Source organism: Streptomyces sp. NPDC050315 (genome assembly GCF_040655775.1).
Taxonomy (GTDB): domain Bacteria; phylum Actinomycetota; class Actinomycetes; order Streptomycetales; family Streptomycetaceae; genus Streptomyces.
Map to the genome: position 1 here is coordinate 454,630 of NZ_JBFAKN010000004.1, position 15,911 is coordinate 470,540.

Consider the following 15,911-nt stretch of genomic DNA (forward strand, 5'->3'; position numbering starts at 1 on the left):
GCCGATTCCGCAGCTGAGCCAGTATTTCGCAGGATTGGACCACCGGAATCACCTGACCCCCTTCCTGCGTTTGCTCTACGCGCGTATCGGGCATTTATGGCATGACCACACCAAGTCGGCCGTCCCCCTCTTTCGTCGGCTGGTCCCTCCCAGGTCCCACCGAGATCTCTGGAGTCACGTATGCGCGTGCACAGATCCGGCCCGGCCCGCCGCCTCCGGCGCCCCACCGCCACGGTGGCCGCACTCCTCCTCACCCTGTTCGCCCTGCTCTGCGGCACCGTCGGCCCCGCGACCGCCGCCGGGCCCGCCGCCACTCCCGGCACGGACGCGCCGGAGCCCACCCATCCCGGCCAGGACTGGGCCGGCTCACAGGTCGCCAAGCACGAGGGCGGCACCGGCCCGTCCGTCGCGCCGTCCGTCCAGGCGTCCGTGGAAGGCGTGGACGTCAGCAGCCACCAGGGCAACGTCGCGTGGTCGACGCTGTGGAACAGCGGGGTGAAGTTCGCCTACGTCAAAGCGACCGAATCCACCAGCTACACCAACCCATATTTCGCTCAGCAGTACAACGGGTCCTACAACGTCGGCATGATTCGCGGCGCGTACCACTTCGCGCTCCCGAACACCTCGTCCGGCGCGGCCCAGGCCAATTACTTCGTGGACCACGGAGGCGGCTGGTCCAGGGACGGCAAGACGCTGCCCGGCGCGCTCGACATGGAGTACAACCCGTACGGCGCCACTTGCTACGGCAAGAGCGCAACCGCCCTGGTGGACTGGATGAAGGACTGGTTCGCCACGTACAAGGCACGCACCGGACGGGACGCGGTGCTCTACACCTCCACCAACTGGTGGAAGCAGTGCACGGGCAACTACGCGGGCTTCGGCAACACCAACCCGCTGTGGGTCCCGCGGTACGGCTCCTCGGTGGGTGAACTCCCGGCCGGCTGGGGCTACCACACCATCTGGCAGTACACGTCCACCGGGCCGACCGTGGGCGACCACAACCTCTTCAACGGCGCGTACGACCGTCTCCAGGCGCTCGCGAACGGGTAAGAGGCCGACAGGGCTCCCCCACCGTGCCGTGAGGACCTGCGCCGGCCCCCTCCCGCAGGCCCTCGCGGCACGGCGCCCTGTCTCCCCCTCCCCCTTGCGCGTCTTCGAAAGAGGCTCCCCCCTATGCGCATACGCCGGTGCATCACGCTGCTCTCCACGGTCTGCACGGCCCTCGCGGTGGCCGTGCCCGCCGCCGCCACTCCCGCATCCGCCTCCCCCGCATCCACCGACGGACCCGACCACCGCGCGGGCGGCACGCTCCGCGCCCACGAGGGCGGCACCGCGTCCGGCACGACGCCGCAGCCGCTCGCCGGGGTGGCCGGCATGGACGTCAGCAGCCACCAGGGCAACGTGAACTGGGCGGCGGCCTGGCGCGCCGGCGCCCGCTTCGCCGTCGTCAAGGCCACCGAGGGCACGAGCTACCGCAACCCCAAGTACGGGCAGCAGTACGGCGGGTCGTACAACGCCGGAATGATCCGGGGCGCGTACCACTTCGCGATCCCCAGCTCCTCGTCCGGCGCCGCCCAGGCCAACTTCTTCGTCGACAACGGCGGGGGCTGGAAGGCGGACGGCCGGACGCTGCCGCCCGCGCTGGACATCGAGTACAACCCGTACGGCGCGACCTGCTACGGGCTGAGCCAGGCAGCGATGACCGCCTGGATCCGCGACTTCAGCGCCACGGTGCACGCCCGGACCGGCCGCTACCCGATGATCTACACCTCCACCAACTGGTGGCGCCTTTGCACCGGCAACACCCCGTCCTTCGGCATCAAGCACCCCCTCTGGATAGCCCGCTACGCCACCTCCCCCCACCCCCTCCCGTCCGGCTGGCCCACCCAGACCATCTGGCAGTACTCCGACCGCGGCCGCTTCCCGGGCGACCAGAACGTCTTCAACGGGTCGGTGGCGGACCTGCGGAAACTGGCGACGGGCTGAGCGGGCTCAGCCCCGCTCGAACTCGTCGGTGGTGATCTCCAGGCCGATGTCCGTGGTCGTCATGTCGACCGGCGTGCCGAAGGTGACCGTGAGGTCGTTGGTGTACTCGCCTTCCTTGGGAAGCGTGTAGAGGTGGCACTTGCCGACGTACGGGTCGACGATGAGGTACACGGGCACACCGGCCGTCGCGTAGGCGGTCAGCTTGGGGCCGTAGTCGTTCCGCGCGGTGTCCTTGGAGATCACCTCGGCGACGAACTCGACGTCCTCGCAGCGCCAGCGGCCCTTGCTCGTCTTCGTCGCACCGTCCTTCAGCGCTGTGACGTCCGAGGCGAGACCGTTCATCCCGCCCGGGTAGTCGATCCGCACGTCGGACTTGATCCGCTTCCGGGGGTACTTGGGCCGCAGCTGCTCAATGATCCCCGCGATGATGTCCCAGTGGTTGTCCCGCTGCGGCGACATGTAGACGGTCCCCTCGACGATCTCGGCCTTGTAGCCCTCGGGGACAGGCATCCGCTCGAGCCGCTCGAACATTTCGTCCAAGCGGCGCTCGTCGATGTCGGCCATCTCGATCTCGATCCTGCAGTCGGACTCAGCGATGGTCTTCATGCGCTCCTCCCCACTGCCGCGGGTCGCGGCCAGTCGCGCAGTACAACGATACGCACGGTGACCACGAAACGGGCGAGGCCCGGCATTCCTCGAAAAGGATTGCCGGGCCTCGTCAGGTGTTCGCGGCCATTACGCCGCCACCGGCACCTCCGGTGAAGCCGGGGTCGACGCCGGGGTCAGGGCCAGGTCCAGGACCTGGCGGACGTCGGAGACCGGGTGGACGTCGAGCTTTTCGAGGATCTCGGCGGGGACGTCGTCGAGGTCGGGCTCGTTGCGCTTGGGGATCACGACCGTCGTGATCCCGGCCCGGTGCGCGGCCAGCAGCTTTTGCTTGACGCCGCCGATGGGGAGGACGCGGCCCGTGAGGGAGACCTCGCCGGTCATTGCCACGTCGGGGCGGACCTGGCGGCCGGAGAGGAGGGAGGCGAGGGCCGTGGTCATGGTGATGCCGGCGCTCGGGCCGTCCTTGGGGACCGCGCCCGCGGGGACGTGGAGGTGGACGCCGCGCTCCTTCAGGTCTCCGACCGGGAGCTCCAGCTCCGCGCCGTGGGAGCGGAGGAAGGAGAGGGCGATGTGCGCCGACTCCTTCATCACGTCGCCGAGCTGGCCGGTGAGCTGGAGGCCGGAGCCGCCGGTCTCGGCGTCGGCGAGCGAGGCCTCGACGTACAGCACGTCGCCGCCCGCGCCGGTCACGGCCAGGCCTGTCACCACACCGGGCACCGCCGTGCGCCGCTCCTCCGGGTCCTGCGCGGACTCCGGGACGTGGTGCGGCCGGCCGATCAGCGGGCGCAGCTCGTCCACGCCGACGGTGAAGGGGAGGTCCTGTTCGCCCAGTTCGTGCTTGGCCGCGATCTTGCGGAGGAGACGGGCGATGGCGCGCTCAAGGTTACGGACGCCTGCCTCGCGGGTGTACTCGCCCGCGAGCTTGCGCAGGGCGGCGTCCTCGATGACGACCTCGCCCGACTCCAGGCCCGCCTTCTCCAGCTGGCGCGGGAGCAGATGGTCGCGGGCGATGGTGACCTTTTCGTCCTCGGTGTAGCCGTCGAGGCGGACCAGGTCCATTCGGTCGAGCAGCGGCTCGGGGATGGCTTCCAGGACGTTGGCGGTGGCCAGGAAGACCACGTCGGACAGGTCGAGCTCGACCTCCAGGTAGTGGTCGCGGAAGGTGTGGTTCTGGGCCGGGTCCAGGACTTCGAGGAGCGCCGCTGCCGGGTCACCGCGGAAGTCCGAGCCGACCTTGTCGATCTCGTCGAGGAGGACGACCGGGTTCATGGAGCCGGCTTCCTTGATGGCGCGGACGATGCGGCCGGGCAGCGCGCCGACGTACGTGCGGCGGTGGCCGCGGATCTCCGCCTCGTCGCGGACGCCGCCGAGCGCGACGCGGACGAACTTGCGGCCCATGGCGCGGGCGACGGACTCGCCGAGGGAGGTCTTGCCGACGCCGGGCGGGCCGGTCAGCGCGAGGACGGCGCCGCCGCGGCGGCCGCCGACCAGGCCGAGGCCGCGGTCCGCGCGGCGCTTGCGGACGGCCAGGTACTCGGTGATCCGCTCCTTCACGTCGTCCAGGCCCGCGTGGTCCGCGTCCAGGACGGCGCGGGCGCCCTTGATGTCGTACGCGTCCTCGGTGCGCTCCGTCCACGGCAGCTCCAGGACGGTGTCCAGCCAGGTGCGGATCCAGGAGCCCTCGGGGCTCTGGTCGCTGGACCGCTCCAGCTTGTCGACCTCCTTGAGGGCCGCCTTGCGGACCTCTTCGGGCAGGTCGGCGGCCTCGACGCGGGCGCGGTAGTCGTCGCTCTCGTCGTCCGCGTCGCCGTTCAGCTCGGACAGCTCCTTGCGGACCGCCTCCAGCTGGCGCCGCAGCAGGAACTCGCGCTGCTGCTTGTCGACGCCCTCCTGGACGTCCTTGGCAATGGACTCGGCGACGTCCTGCTCGGCGAGGTGCTCGCGGAGCGCCTCGGTGGCGTCCTTCAGGCGGGCCACCGGGTCGGTGGTCTCCAGCAGCTTCACCTTCTGCTCGGTGGACAGGAAGGGGCTGTACCCGGAGTTGTCGGCGAGCTGGCCGACGTCCTCGATCTGCTGGATGCGGTCCACGACCTGCCAGGCGCCGCGCTTGCGCAGCCAGCTGGTGGCGAGGGCCTTGTACTCCTTGACGAGCTCGGTGACGGCACCGGGGAGCGGATCCGGGACGGTCTCCTCGACCGTGGTGCCCTCGACCCAGAGAGCCGCACCGGGCCCGGTCGTCCCGGAGCCGATCTTCACCCGGCCCAGGCCGCGGATCAGCGCGCCCGGGTCGCCGTCGGACAGCCGGCCGACCTGCTCGACCTTGCCGAGCGTGCCGACGCCGGCGTACGTGCCGTCGATGCGTGGAACGAGCAGCACCCGTGGCTTGTTACCCGGTGAGGCGGCGGCCTGCGCGGCCTCCACCGCGGCGCGTACGTCCGCATCGGACAGGTCCAGCGGCACCACCATGCCCGGCAGGACGACCTCGTCGTCGAGAGGCAGCACGGGCAGGGTGAGCGGTGTGGACGTCGAAGCCATGATCTCCCCTTCGGCAGGCAAGTTGAGCTGTACTCACTCAATGCTCGTGAGCCGGTGGATGTTCCCCGGGGGTATTTCGCTGTGAGCGATCAGGCCGTGACTCGTACAGTTGGGGCCGTCCGGCATCCCCGACCACGGAGGTCCCGCACCCATGTCAGCCCTGTACGCCACCGACGAGACTCCCGTCACGCTGGAGCGCCGGGACGGCCCCTACGGGGAGGTGGTGCTGCGGCGGCGGGGCCCGCATTTCGAGATCATCGCCAACGGGTGCTTTCTGATGGACACCTCGGACGGGCGGTCGGAGCGGCTGCTCGTCGACGCCGCGCTGGCGGCGCTGCCCGGTGACCGCGCGCGGCCGTCCGTACTGATCGGCGGGCTGGGCGTCGGCTTCTCGCTGGCGCACGCCGCGGCCGAGCCGCGGTGGGGCCGGATCACGGTCGTGGAGCGGGAGGGCGCGGTGATCGACTGGCATCGCCAGGGGCCGCTGGAGGCGGTGTCGGGCCCGGCGCTGGCCGACCCGCGCACGGAGATCGTGCAGGCCGATCTGGTCGCGTACGTACGGGAGGGCGCGGGCACGGAGACGTACGACGCGCTCTGCCTGGACATCGACAACGGGCCGGACTGGACCGTCACCGAGGACAACGGCGGCCTCTACTCCCCCGCCGGGCTGGCGGCCTGCCGGGACCGGCTGACGCCGGGCGGCGTGCTGGCCGTCTGGTCGGCGCAGCCCTCCCCCGCGTTCGAGGATGCGCTCCGGAATGCCGGGTTCAGTGACGTTCGCACCGAAGAGATCCCTGTTGTCCGAGGCGTCCCGGACGTGGTCCACCTCGCCGGGAAACGCGCGTAGCCGCGGGTCACATCGTGCCTTTACGCTGCTGCCCAGCAGTATGCGACCAGTCAGTACAGCCGGTCAGCACAGCAATACAGCAAGTCAGTACGTCAGTACAGCAAGACAGAACGCGACCACGCACGGGGAAATTCAGGGGCGGGCGATGGACCAGACTCAGACCACCCACGGCGCCGCGGCGGCGGCCACGCCCGGCGCCCAGCGGCGGGTGCTCGTCGTCGAGGACGACCCGACGATCGTGGACGCCATCGCGGCCCGGCTGCGCGCCGAGGGCTTCCAGGTGCAGACCGCCGTCGACGGCCCGTCGGCCGTGGACACCGCCGAGGCATGGCAGCCCGACCTGCTCGTCCTCGACATCATGCTGCCCGGCTTCGACGGCCTGGAGGTGTGCCGCCGGGTGCAGGCCCAGCGGCCGGTCCCGGTGATGATGCTCACCGCCCGGGACGACGAGACGGACATGCTGGTCGGGCTCGGCGTCGGCGCCGACGACTACATGACCAAACCGTTCTCCATGCGGGAGCTGGCCGCCCGCGTGCACGTCCTGCTGCGCCGCGTCGAGCGGGCCGCGCTCGCCGCGCACACCCCGCGCAGCGGCATCCTGCGCCTGGGTGAACTGGAGATCGACCACGCGCAGCGGCGGGTCCGGGTGCGCGGCGCCGACGTGCACCTCACCCCCACCGAGTTCGACCTGCTGGTCTGCCTCGCCAACACGCCGCGCGCCGTCCTCTCCCGTGAGCAGCTGCTCGCCGAGGTGTGGGACTGGGCGGACGCCTCGGGCACCCGTACGGTCGACAGCCACATCAAGGCGCTGCGCCGGAAGATCGGCGCCGAGCGGATCCGCACGGTGCACGGCGTCGGTTACGCGCTGGAGACCCCGCCGGCATGAGGTCGCCCCGGCCCCTGGCACGTGAGCTCTGGCTGCGGGCCTGGGAGGCGATGCGCCCGCTCGATCCGTACCGGTCGGTCAAGGCGGCGCTCGGCGCGCTGGTCACCGTTTCGGTGATCATCACGACCCTGCTGGTCCTCGTCGCGTTCCACTCGGCGACGGAGCTGCGGGTCATCACGGTCTTCTCGATCATCGCCTCGCTGCTGATCACCCAGTTCGTCGCGCAGGGGCTGACGGCCCCGCTGGACGAGATGACGGACGTGACCCGGGCGATGGCCGCCGGGGACTACACCCGGCGGGTGCAGGGCAGCCGCCGGGACGAGTTCGGCGAGCTGGCCGACGCCTTCAACACGATGGCCGCCGACCTGGAAGCGGTGGACACCCACCGCAAAGAGCTGGTCGCCAACGTCTCGCACGAGCTGCGCACACCGATCGCCGCGCTGCGCGCCGTACTGGAGAACGTCGTCGACGGCGTCTCCGAGGCCGATCCGGAGACGATGCGCACCGCGCTGAGCCAGACCGAGCGGCTCGGCCGCCTGGTCGAGCACCTGCTGGACCTCTCCCGGCTGGACAACGGGGTCATCCCGCTGCACGCCCGCCGCTTCGAGGTCTGGCCGTACCTCTCCGGGGTGCTGAAGGAGGCCAATATGAGCCGCAGCGCCTCCACGCTGGCCGTCGGCTCCAGCCATCACAGCCGTACGGACGTCCATCTCCACCTGGACGTCTCGCCGCCGGAGCTGACCGCGCACGCGGATGCCGAGCGGCTGCACCAGGTCGTCGCCAACCTGATCGACAACGGGATCAAGCACTCCCCGCCGCACGGCCGGGTGACCGTACGGGCGCGCCGCGGCGAGGGCGCCGGGAGCCTGGTCCTGGAGGTGCAGGACGAGGGGCCCGGCATCCCTGCGTCCGAGCGGCACCGGGTCTTCGAGCGGTTCAACCGCGGCGGGCCCGCGCCCTCCGGTCCGGGCACCGACGGCGGCACGGGGCTGGGCCTGGCGATCGCGCGCTGGGCGGTGGATCTGCACGGCGGGCGCATCGGAGTGGCCGAATCCCCGCGTGGCTGCCGTATCCGCGTCACCCTTCCGGGGACCGGTCAGCCCGCTCCTTGACGCCCGGTGGCGTAGGGTCGGTGGTGGAACCACTCATTCGGGGTGTTCCCCGTGTCCCTACCGGGGGTGCGATGGCGATGCCGCCTACCCAGGTGCGAGCGAACCACGCATGTTTCCCGCCATCTCGTTCCCCGAAACCCGCCGCCAAATGTGACGTGCGCGACGAGTACCCCTCCCGGACTGCAGCATTGGTCGACAGAGGCGTAGCCTTTATTCCCGCTGTCCACCACCTTTAGGAAGCGGAAGAGGGCGGTTGCCGCCGTGTCGCCACAGTCCCCCAACACCTCGAGTACCTCGACCGACCAAGACGGGCAGGGTAAGAACCCTGCAGCCGGATTCGGTGCGAACGAGTGGCTCGTAGACGAGATCTACCAGCAGTACCTCCAGGACCCGAACTCGGTAGACCGAGCCTGGTGGGACTTCTTCGCCGACTACAAGCCGGGCGCTCCGGTCACGTCGGGTACTCCGGCCGACGAGGCCAAGCCCGCACCGGCCAAGCCGGCCGCCGCACCCGCGGCTGCCGCTCCGGCGCAGGCCGACGCGAAGCCCGCCGAGCCTGCCGCAGCTCAGCCCGCGCCCGCCAAGGCCGCGCCGGCTGCGAAGGCCGCCCCGGCGAAGGCCGAGGCCAAGCCTGCTGCCAAGGCCGCCGCTCCGAAGGCGGACGCCAAGCCCTCCGGTGCAAGCACCGGCTCCACTGGAGCGGCTGGCGCCGCGCGCACTTCTGAGGCGCCCGAAGGCCCGGAGTACGTCACCCTGCGTGGCCCCGCCGCCGCCGTGGCGAAGAACATGAACGCTTCGCTGGAGCTGCCCACGGCCACGTCCGTGCGCGCCGTTCCCGTGAAGCTGCTGTTCGACAACCGCATCGTCATGAACAACCACCTCAAGCGCGCCCGCGGTGGGAAGGTCTCCTTCACCCACCTCATCGGGTACGCCATGGTGCAGGCGCTCAAGGCGATGCCCTCGATGAACTACTCGTTCACCGAGAAGGACGGCAAGCCCACGCTGGTCAAGCCGGACCACATCAACCTCGGCCTGGCCATCGACCTGGTGAAGCCGAACGGTGACCGCCAGCTCGTCGTCGCCGCCATCAAGAAGGCAGAGACCCTGACCTTCTTCGAGTTCTGGCAGGCGTACGAGGACATCGTCCGGCGCGCCCGGGTCGGCAAGCTGACGATGGAGGACTTCACCGGCGTCACCGCGTCGCTGACGAACCCCGGCGGCATCGGCACCGTGCACTCCGTGCCGCGCCTGATGCCCGGTCAGGGCCTCATCATCGGCGTCGGCGCCATGGAGTACCCCGCGGAGTTCCAGGGCACCTCGCAGGACACCCTGAACAAGCTGGGCGTCTCCAAGGTCATGACGCTGACCAGCACGTACGACCACCGCGTGATCCAGGGCGCCGCCTCCGGCGAGTTCCTGCGCATCATGAGCCAGCTGCTGCTCGGCGAGAACGACTTCTTCGACGACATCTTCAAGTCGCTGCGGATTCCGTACGAGCCGGTGCGCTGGCTCAAGGACATCGACGTCAGCCACGACGACGACGTCTCCAAGGCGGCCCGGGTCTTCGACCTGATCCACGCCTACCGGGTGCGCGGCCACGTCATGGCCGACACCGACCCGCTGGAGTACAAGCAGCGCAAGCACGCCGACCTGGACATCACCGAGCACGGCCTCACGCTCTGGGACCTGGAGCGCGAGTTCGCGGTCGGCGGCTTCTCCGGCAAGTCGATGATGAAGCTGCGCGACATCCTCGGCGTGCTGCGCGACTCGTACTGCCGCACCACCGGCATCGAGTACATGCACATCCAGGACCCCAAGCAGCGCAAGTGGCTGCAGGACCGCCTGGAGCGTCCGCACACCCCGCCGGAGCGCGAGGAGCAGCTGCGCATCCTGCGCCGGCTGAACTCCGCCGAGGCGTTCGAGACCTTCCTGCAGACGAAGTACGTCGGCCAGAAGCGCTTCTCGCTGGAGGGCGGCGAGTCCGTCATCCCGATGCTGGACGCGGTCATCGACTCCGCCGCCGAGTCGCGGCTGGACGAGGTCGTCATCGGCATGGCCCACCGCGGCCGCCTGAACGTCCTCGCCAACATCGTCGGCAAGTCCTACGCGCAGATCTTCCGCGAGTTCGAGGGCAACCTCGACCCGAAGTCGATGCACGGCTCCGGCGACGTGAAGTACCACCTGGGCGCCGAGGGCACCTTCACCGGTCTCGACGGCGAGCAGATCAAGGTCTCGCTGGCCGCCAACCCCTCGCACCTCGAAGCGGTCGACCCGATCGTCGAGGGCATCGCCCGCGCCAAGCAGGACATCATCGGCAAGGGCGGCACGGACTTCACGGTCCTGCCGGTCCAGCTGCACGGTGACGCGGCGTTCGCGGGCCAGGGTGTGGTCGCCGAGACGCTGAACATGTCGCAGCTGCGCGGCTACCGCACCGGCGGCACGGTGCACATCGTCATCAACAACCAGGTCGGCTTCACCGCCGCGCCGGAGTCGGCCCGCTCCTCCATGTACGCCACCGACGTGGCCCGCATGATCGAGGCGCCGATCTTCCACGTGAACGGTGACGACCCGGAGGCCGTGGTGCGCGTTGCGCGCCTCGCCTTCGAGTTCCGCCAGGCGTTCAACAAGGACGTCGTCATCGACCTGATCTGCTACCGCCGCCGCGGTCACAACGAGTCGGACAACCCGGCCTTCACGCAGCCGCTGATGTACGACCTGATCGACAAGAAGCGCTCGGTGCGCAAGCTCTACACCGAGTCCCTCATCGGTCGCGGCGACATCACGCTGGAGGAGGCCGAGCAGGCGCTGCAGGACTTCCAGGGCCAGCTGGAGAAGGTCTTCACGGAGGTCCGCGAGGCCACCACGACGCCGATGGCGCCCGAGGTCCCGCAGCCGCAGGCCGAGTTCCCGGTCCACGTGGACACCGCGGTCTCCCAGGAGGTCGTCAAGCGGATCGCCGAGTCCCAGGTCAACATCCCCGACCGGGTCACCGTCCACCCGCGTCTGCTGCCCCAGCTGCAGCGCCGCGCGGCCATGGTCGAGGACGGCACGATCGACTGGGGCATGGGCGAGACCCTGGCCTTCGGCTCGCTGCTGATGGAGGGCACCCCGGTCCGGCTCGCCGGCCAGGACTCCCGCCGCGGCACCTTCGGCCAGCGTCACGCGGTCCTCATCGACCGCGAGACCGGCAACGACTACACGCCGCTGCTGTACCTCTCCGAGGACCAGGCGCGGTTCAACGTGTACGACTCGCTGCTCTCCGAGTACGCGGCGATGGGCTTCGAGTACGGCTACTCGCTGGCCCGTCCCGAGTCGCTGGTCATGTGGGAGGCGCAGTTCGGTGACTTCGTCAACGGCGCGCAGACCGTCGTCGACGAGTTCATCTCCTCCGCCGAGCAGAAGTGGGGCCAGACCTCCGGCGTCACGCTGCTCCTGCCGCACGGCTACGAGGGCCAGGGCCCGGACCACTCCTCGGCCCGCATCGAGCGCTTCCTCCAGCTGTGCGCGCAGAACAACATGACCGTCGCGATGCCGACGCTCCCCTCCAACTACTTCCACCTGCTGCGCTGGCAGGTGCACAACCCGCACCACAAGCCGCTGGTCGTCTTCACCCCGAAGTCGATGCTGCGTCTGAAGGCCGCGGCGTCGAAGACGGAGGAGTTCACCACCGGCGGCTTCCGCCCGGTGATCGGCGACAGCACGGTCGACCCGAACGCCGTGCAGAAGATCATCTTCTGCTCCGGCAAGGTCTACTACGACCTGGAGGCCGAGCGGCAGAAGCGCGGTGCGAACGACACGGCGATCGTCCGCATCGAGCGGCTGTACCCGCTGCCGGGCAAGGAGCTGCAGGCGGAGATCGCCAAGTTCCCGAACGCCGGCAAGTTCCTGTGGGTCCAGGAGGAGCCCGCCAACCAGGGCGCCTGGCCGTTCCTCGGCCTGAACCTGATCGACCACCTGGACCTGGCGGTCGGCGCCGACATCCCGCACGGCGAGCGTCTGCGCCGCATCTCGCGGCCGCACTCCTCGTCCCCGGCCGTCGGCTCCGCCAAGCGCCACCAGGCCGAGCAGGCCCAGCTCATCGCGGAGGCGTTCGACGCCTGAGCTGACCGCATGAGGCAGTAGCAGTACGAGTGGGCCCCCACCGGATCGTTCCGGTGGGGGCCCACCCGTATGTCCGGGCCGGTGTCAGCCGTTCACCGTGTCCCGGGCCTGGGCGTAGACGGTGGCGTCGGTGAGCAGGGCATTGTGGCTCAGGCAGGCGGTGCGCGTGTTGGCCGCGCCGGCCAGCGAGACGCTGCTGTCGGGGTTGATGACGGTGTCGCACGGCGACCACCAGGTCGCGTAGCGGGGGCTGCCGGGCGTCTCGTCCCCGGCGTTCAGGGCGGTCAGGAAGTCCGATCCGATCCGCATCTCGCCGCACGAGGTGTCGGCGCAGGCGTCGGCCGAGTCGGTGCCGTGGTTGGGGCCGCCGAGCGACACCCAGGCGTCGATCTTCGCCGCGCCGCCGAGGTTCTTGGCGTAGTAGCGCGAGGAGAGCCCGCCCATGGAGTGGGTGACGACGTCGACCCGGGACGCCCCGGTCGCGGCGAGCAGGCGGTCGACCTCGGTCGCCAGCTGCTGTGCGGTGGTGACGTTGGACTGGCGCGAGTCGTAACTCCACTGGTCCAGATACGCGGCCGGCCAGCCGTCGGCGCGGAAGCGTCCCGCCATGGTGTCCCAGTTGGCGCCGCTGCCGGACCAGCCGTGGACGAAGAGGATCGGGTGACTGGCGGCGGTGAACCCGGAGCCGCCGGCCGCACCGGCGGGAGCGGGCGCGTGCAGGGCGAGCAGGCAGCCGGCGAGCACGGCCATGAGCGCTGTCTTCTTCACGTGTCCTCACGGGATGAAGAGAAGGGGGAAGCACCGGTGCCTCTGAGGGCGCCTCAGGCTACTGCCGGGTATTCCGGGACCGTCAAGACGCGTGCACTTGTCATGTCCATGATTTTCTCGCCGCTCACCAACCGGGTGCGGGCTCCTTCGGACGGTTCAGATCGTCAGCGGCTCGAAGTCGCGGAGCTGGTACGGCGGCAGATCGGCCTCCGTGGAGCGGGTGTTGTGGGCCAGGTCCAGGGTCCACGGGTGGCTCGGGCCGACCGCCAGCTCCATGGCGGGCAGCGCGCGGCTGAGGGACCCGAGGGCCGCCGCGCGGTCGCCGGCCGCGAGCAGCGCCAGCGCGTGGTTGGCGTCGCTGCCGACGGTGTACGGGTGGGCGGGGCCGAGCAGCTCGCGGTAGCCCGTGTACGTGAGCTCGGCCGTGGCCAGGGCGCGTTCCGGGTCGCCGGACTCGCGCTCCAGGCAGCAGAAACCCGCCGCGGTCATCAGGGTGAGCGGGTCCCGGCGGCCGAGCAGCCGCACCGCCCGCTCCAGCAGCCGTTCCATGCCCTGCCGGGCCCGCTCCCCCTGCCCGGCACCCCGGCGGCAGAGCGCGAGCCCGTGCCCGGCGCGCAGCGACTGGGGGTGGTCGGCGCCCAGTACCCGGTGGTGGCTGCGCACGGTCCGCTCCTGGAGCTCCAGCGCCGCCTCGACGCGCCCGGTGAGCCGCAGGTCGGTGGCGTAGTGCAGCTCGGAGTAGAGCGTCCAGGGGTGGCCGGGCCCGAGGAGCCGGCGGCGCGCCCGCAGGGTCTCCAGGTCCAGGTCCAGCGCCTCGTCGTGGGCGCCGAGCAGCCGTAGGGAGACCGCGGTGTTGTTCTGCGCGGCGAGGGTGCGCCCGTCGCCCTCGCCGAAGGTCTGCCGGCTGCCGTCGAGCACGTACCGGGAGAGTTCCAGGGCTTCCTGGAGGCGGCCGAGGCCGCGCAGGTCGGCGGCGAGCCCGGTGGCGGCCCGCAGGATGTCGGCGTCCGGGGTGGAGCTCCGGCCGAGCAGCCGCTCCAGCGCGGCCCGGTCCAGCTCCTCGCAGGCCGCGTACTGTCCGGCGGCGCGCAGCAGGTTGGCGTGCGCGTGCAGCAGGTCCAGGCGGCGCGGGTGGTCCTCGGGCAGCAGCCGGCGCCAGGCGAGGTCCACGCGCCGGGCCAGGGTCAGGCCGGTGTCCCGGTCGCCGGCGAGGTAGGCGTACCGCAGGCAGTTCAGTACCGGGCGCGCGGTCTCCGCCGGGTCGGCCTCCAGCGCGCCGGAGGGCAGCAGATGCGGCAGCAGCGCGGCGTACTCGGGCCAGCGCGCGGGCTCTTCGGGGCGGTCGGGGTCGGCGGCGGCGAGTGCGCCGCGTACGGCGCGCGCGTACCGTTCCCGCTCGTCCGCGGGGACGCCCTCGCGGACCAGGAGGCGGACCATGCGGTGCAGGTGGATGCCGGTGATCTCGGCGCCGTCCGCGGTCCGGGTGGCGTCCACGACGGAGTAGCGGGCGAGCAGCCGCAGCGCGTCCTGGAGCCGCCGCGGGTCGCCGGTCAGCGGGGCGAAGTCGCCGCGGATCCGGCCGAGGAGGGTGACCGGCACGGTGCCGGGCGCGAGGACGGCGCACAGCCGCAGCAGTTCCCCGGCGTCCGGCGCGGTCTCGGCGATGCGGTCCAGCAGGGCGGTCCAGGCCGCGGCGAAGGTCATCGGGAAGTCCTCGGCGACGACCGTGCGGGCGTCGCCGATGCCGCCCTCCAGCAGCCGCAGATAGCTCCCGACGCTCATGTCGGAGTCGTTCAGCCAGCCCGCCGTCTGGTCCAGCAGAAGCGGCAGGTCCTCCAGCGCCGCGGCCAGCCGGTCCGCCTCGGCCGCGCCCAGGCGCGGGGCCCGGCGGCGTACGAAGGCGACGCTCTCCGGGCGGTCGAGGACGGGGACCGGGAGGAGGAGCGTGTTGTAGGTGTCCCAGGAGCGGTTCCGCGAGGTGATCAGGACGTGGCCCGAGCCGCTGGGCAGCAGCCCGGCCACCGCTTCGGGGTCATCGGCGCCGTCCAGGACGAGCAGCCAGCGGTGGTACGGCTCGCCGCGGCGCAGCGCGTCCATGACCGCGCGCAGCCGCTCCTCCGGGCCGGTCCGCAGCCCGAGTTCCGGGGCGAGCGCCGCCATCTTGTGCCGGGCCCGGTCGCCGTTACCGGCGTTGATCCACCACACCACGTCGTACTCGGTGGCGAAGCGGTGCACGTACTCGGCGGCCAGCTGGGTCTTGCCGACGCCCGCCATGCCCAGCAGGGTGCAGACCGCGGCGCCCCGTACGGAGCCCGCCAGGCGGCGGTGGATGCGGGCGAGGAGTGCCGCGCGGCCGGTGAAGCGGGGGTTGCGGCGCGGCACGCCGCCCCAGACGTCGGGCGCGTCCAGCGGGAAGCGCGGGCCGCCGGTGCCCGGCGCCGGGGTGTCCGCGAGCCCGAGGCGGCGCAGCAGGAGGCGCTCGGCGTGGTGCGCGCCGGCCTCGGTCAGCTGGGCGGGGCCGAGCGCGGCGGCGCCCCGGGGGAGGTTGCCGGGGTCGGTGACGGAGACGGCGGCGAAGCGGCCGGGGTGGGCCGCGGTGACGGCGGCGAGCGCGGCGTCCCACTCCCGTCCCGTGCGGACGCCGGGCTGGAAGTAGCCGGCGCTGAAGACGAGCAGCACCCGGCCGCCGGAGAGGGTGAGCCCGCCGAGCGCGGCGCGCAGCTCCATGGCGGCGGGCGGGTCCCAGTGGTGCAGCGGGGCGCGCAGTCCGTGGCGTTCGAGTCGGTCGGCGATCCAGTCGCCCCAGGCGCGGCCGTCCCCGGCGACGCTGACGGTGACCCGCGGGCCGGCCGGCGGCCCGGGCCGTACCGGCCGGGCGGGCCGCGGCACCCGCGTGGACGCGGCCTCCGTCGGCCGCTGCGGGAACGTCGACTCGGCCTGCGGCATACGGTCCTGCTCTCCTCCGGGGGACCGTGGACACGGCCCTGTTCTTCCGTATCCCACCGTGCCCGTCCGCCGCGAGCGGATTCCGGCCTAGTACGGGACGCCCGACCGCAGCTGACAGTGC

At 71.5% G+C, this 15,911-nt stretch carries 10 protein-coding genes; 6 read left to right on the top strand and 4 right to left on the bottom strand.

Annotated features, from left to right (window positions below):
- The first annotated feature begins 180 nt into the window (after window positions 1–180).
- Together AB0I82_RS17310 and AB0I82_RS17315 are read left to right on the top strand one after the other, a co-directional pair.
- Complete coding sequence (locus AB0I82_RS17310; RefSeq protein ID WP_363258089.1) at window positions 181–1,050, top strand: lysozyme; 870 nt, start codon at window positions 181–183, stop codon at window positions 1,048–1,050.
- A 123-nt stretch (window positions 1,051–1,173) separates the two neighbouring features.
- Window positions 1,174–1,986: a lysozyme gene (locus tag AB0I82_RS17315; RefSeq protein WP_363258090.1), complete on the top strand. Its 813-nt coding sequence runs from the start codon at window positions 1,174–1,176 to the stop codon at window positions 1,984–1,986.
- 6 nt (window positions 1,987–1,992) lie between these two features.
- On the opposite strand, the gene AB0I82_RS17320 is transcribed toward AB0I82_RS17315, so the two are convergent.
- The gene (locus AB0I82_RS17320; RefSeq protein ID WP_363258091.1) at window positions 1,993–2,592 is read right to left on the bottom strand and encodes a Uma2 family endonuclease; all 600 of its coding nucleotides are present in this window, start codon (window positions 2,590–2,592) and stop codon (window positions 1,993–1,995) included.
- Window positions 2,593–2,721: 129 nt separating this feature from the next.
- Window positions 2,722–5,130, bottom strand: a complete 2,409-nt coding sequence (gene lon, locus AB0I82_RS17325) for an endopeptidase La (RefSeq protein WP_363258092.1) — start codon at window positions 5,128–5,130, stop codon at window positions 2,722–2,724.
- A 151-nt stretch (window positions 5,131–5,281) separates the two neighbouring features.
- Between lon and AB0I82_RS17330 the strand changes: the two genes are divergently transcribed.
- The 4 genes from AB0I82_RS17330 to AB0I82_RS17345 all read left to right on the top strand — a co-directional run bounded on the left by AB0I82_RS17330 (window position 5,282) and on the right by AB0I82_RS17345 (window position 12,076).
- Complete coding sequence (locus AB0I82_RS17330) at window positions 5,282–5,977, top strand: spermidine synthase (RefSeq protein ID WP_363258093.1); 696 nt, start codon at window positions 5,282–5,284, stop codon at window positions 5,975–5,977.
- Window positions 5,978–6,122: 145 nt separating this feature from the next.
- Window positions 6,123–6,863: a response regulator transcription factor gene (locus AB0I82_RS17335; protein ID WP_030258798.1), complete on the top strand. Its 741-nt coding sequence runs from the start codon at window positions 6,123–6,125 to the stop codon at window positions 6,861–6,863.
- On the top strand, window positions 6,860–7,975 hold the full coding sequence (locus tag AB0I82_RS17340) for an ATP-binding protein (protein WP_363258094.1): 1,116 nt from the start codon (window positions 6,860–6,862) through the stop codon (window positions 7,973–7,975). The genes AB0I82_RS17335 and AB0I82_RS17340 overlap by 4 nt, the downstream gene beginning before the upstream one ends.
- A 261-nt stretch (window positions 7,976–8,236) precedes the next feature.
- On the top strand, window positions 8,237–12,076 hold the full coding sequence (locus tag AB0I82_RS17345) for a multifunctional oxoglutarate decarboxylase/oxoglutarate dehydrogenase thiamine pyrophosphate-binding subunit/dihydrolipoyllysine-residue succinyltransferase subunit (RefSeq protein ID WP_363258095.1): 3,840 nt from the start codon (window positions 8,237–8,239) through the stop codon (window positions 12,074–12,076).
- A gap of 84 nt (window positions 12,077–12,160) precedes the next feature.
- Here AB0I82_RS17345 and AB0I82_RS17350 read toward each other — a convergent pair whose 3' ends face one another.
- Together AB0I82_RS17350 and fxsT are read right to left on the bottom strand one after the other, a co-directional pair.
- Complete coding sequence (locus AB0I82_RS17350; protein ID WP_363258096.1) at window positions 12,161–12,844, bottom strand: triacylglycerol lipase; 684 nt, start codon at window positions 12,842–12,844, stop codon at window positions 12,161–12,163.
- A gap of 156 nt (window positions 12,845–13,000) precedes the next feature.
- Window positions 13,001–15,790, bottom strand: a complete 2,790-nt coding sequence (gene fxsT / locus AB0I82_RS17355; RefSeq protein ID WP_363258097.1) for an FxSxx-COOH system tetratricopeptide repeat protein — start codon at window positions 15,788–15,790, stop codon at window positions 13,001–13,003.
- Window positions 15,791–15,911 lie beyond the last annotated feature (121 nt).

Coding starts and splice junctions, on each gene's coding strand:
- AB0I82_RS17310 (WP_363258089.1), top strand. CDS start 181: ATGCGCGTGCACAGATCCGGCCCGGCCCGCCGCCTCCGGCGCCCCACC.
- AB0I82_RS17315 (WP_363258090.1), top strand. CDS start 1,174: ATGCGCATACGCCGGTGCATCACGCTGCTCTCCACGGTCTGCACGGCC.
- AB0I82_RS17320 (WP_363258091.1), bottom strand. CDS start 2,592: ATGAAGACCATCGCTGAGTCCGACTGCAGGATCGAGATCGAGATGGCC.
- lon (WP_363258092.1), bottom strand. CDS start 5,130: ATGGCTTCGACGTCCACACCGCTCACCCTGCCCGTGCTGCCTCTCGAC.
- AB0I82_RS17330 (WP_363258093.1), top strand. CDS start 5,282: ATGTCAGCCCTGTACGCCACCGACGAGACTCCCGTCACGCTGGAGCGC.
- AB0I82_RS17335 (WP_030258798.1), top strand. CDS start 6,123: ATGGACCAGACTCAGACCACCCACGGCGCCGCGGCGGCGGCCACGCCC.
- AB0I82_RS17340 (WP_363258094.1), top strand. CDS start 6,860: ATGAGGTCGCCCCGGCCCCTGGCACGTGAGCTCTGGCTGCGGGCCTGG.
- fxsT (WP_363258097.1), bottom strand. CDS start 15,790: ATGCCGCAGGCCGAGTCGACGTTCCCGCAGCGGCCGACGGAGGCCGCG.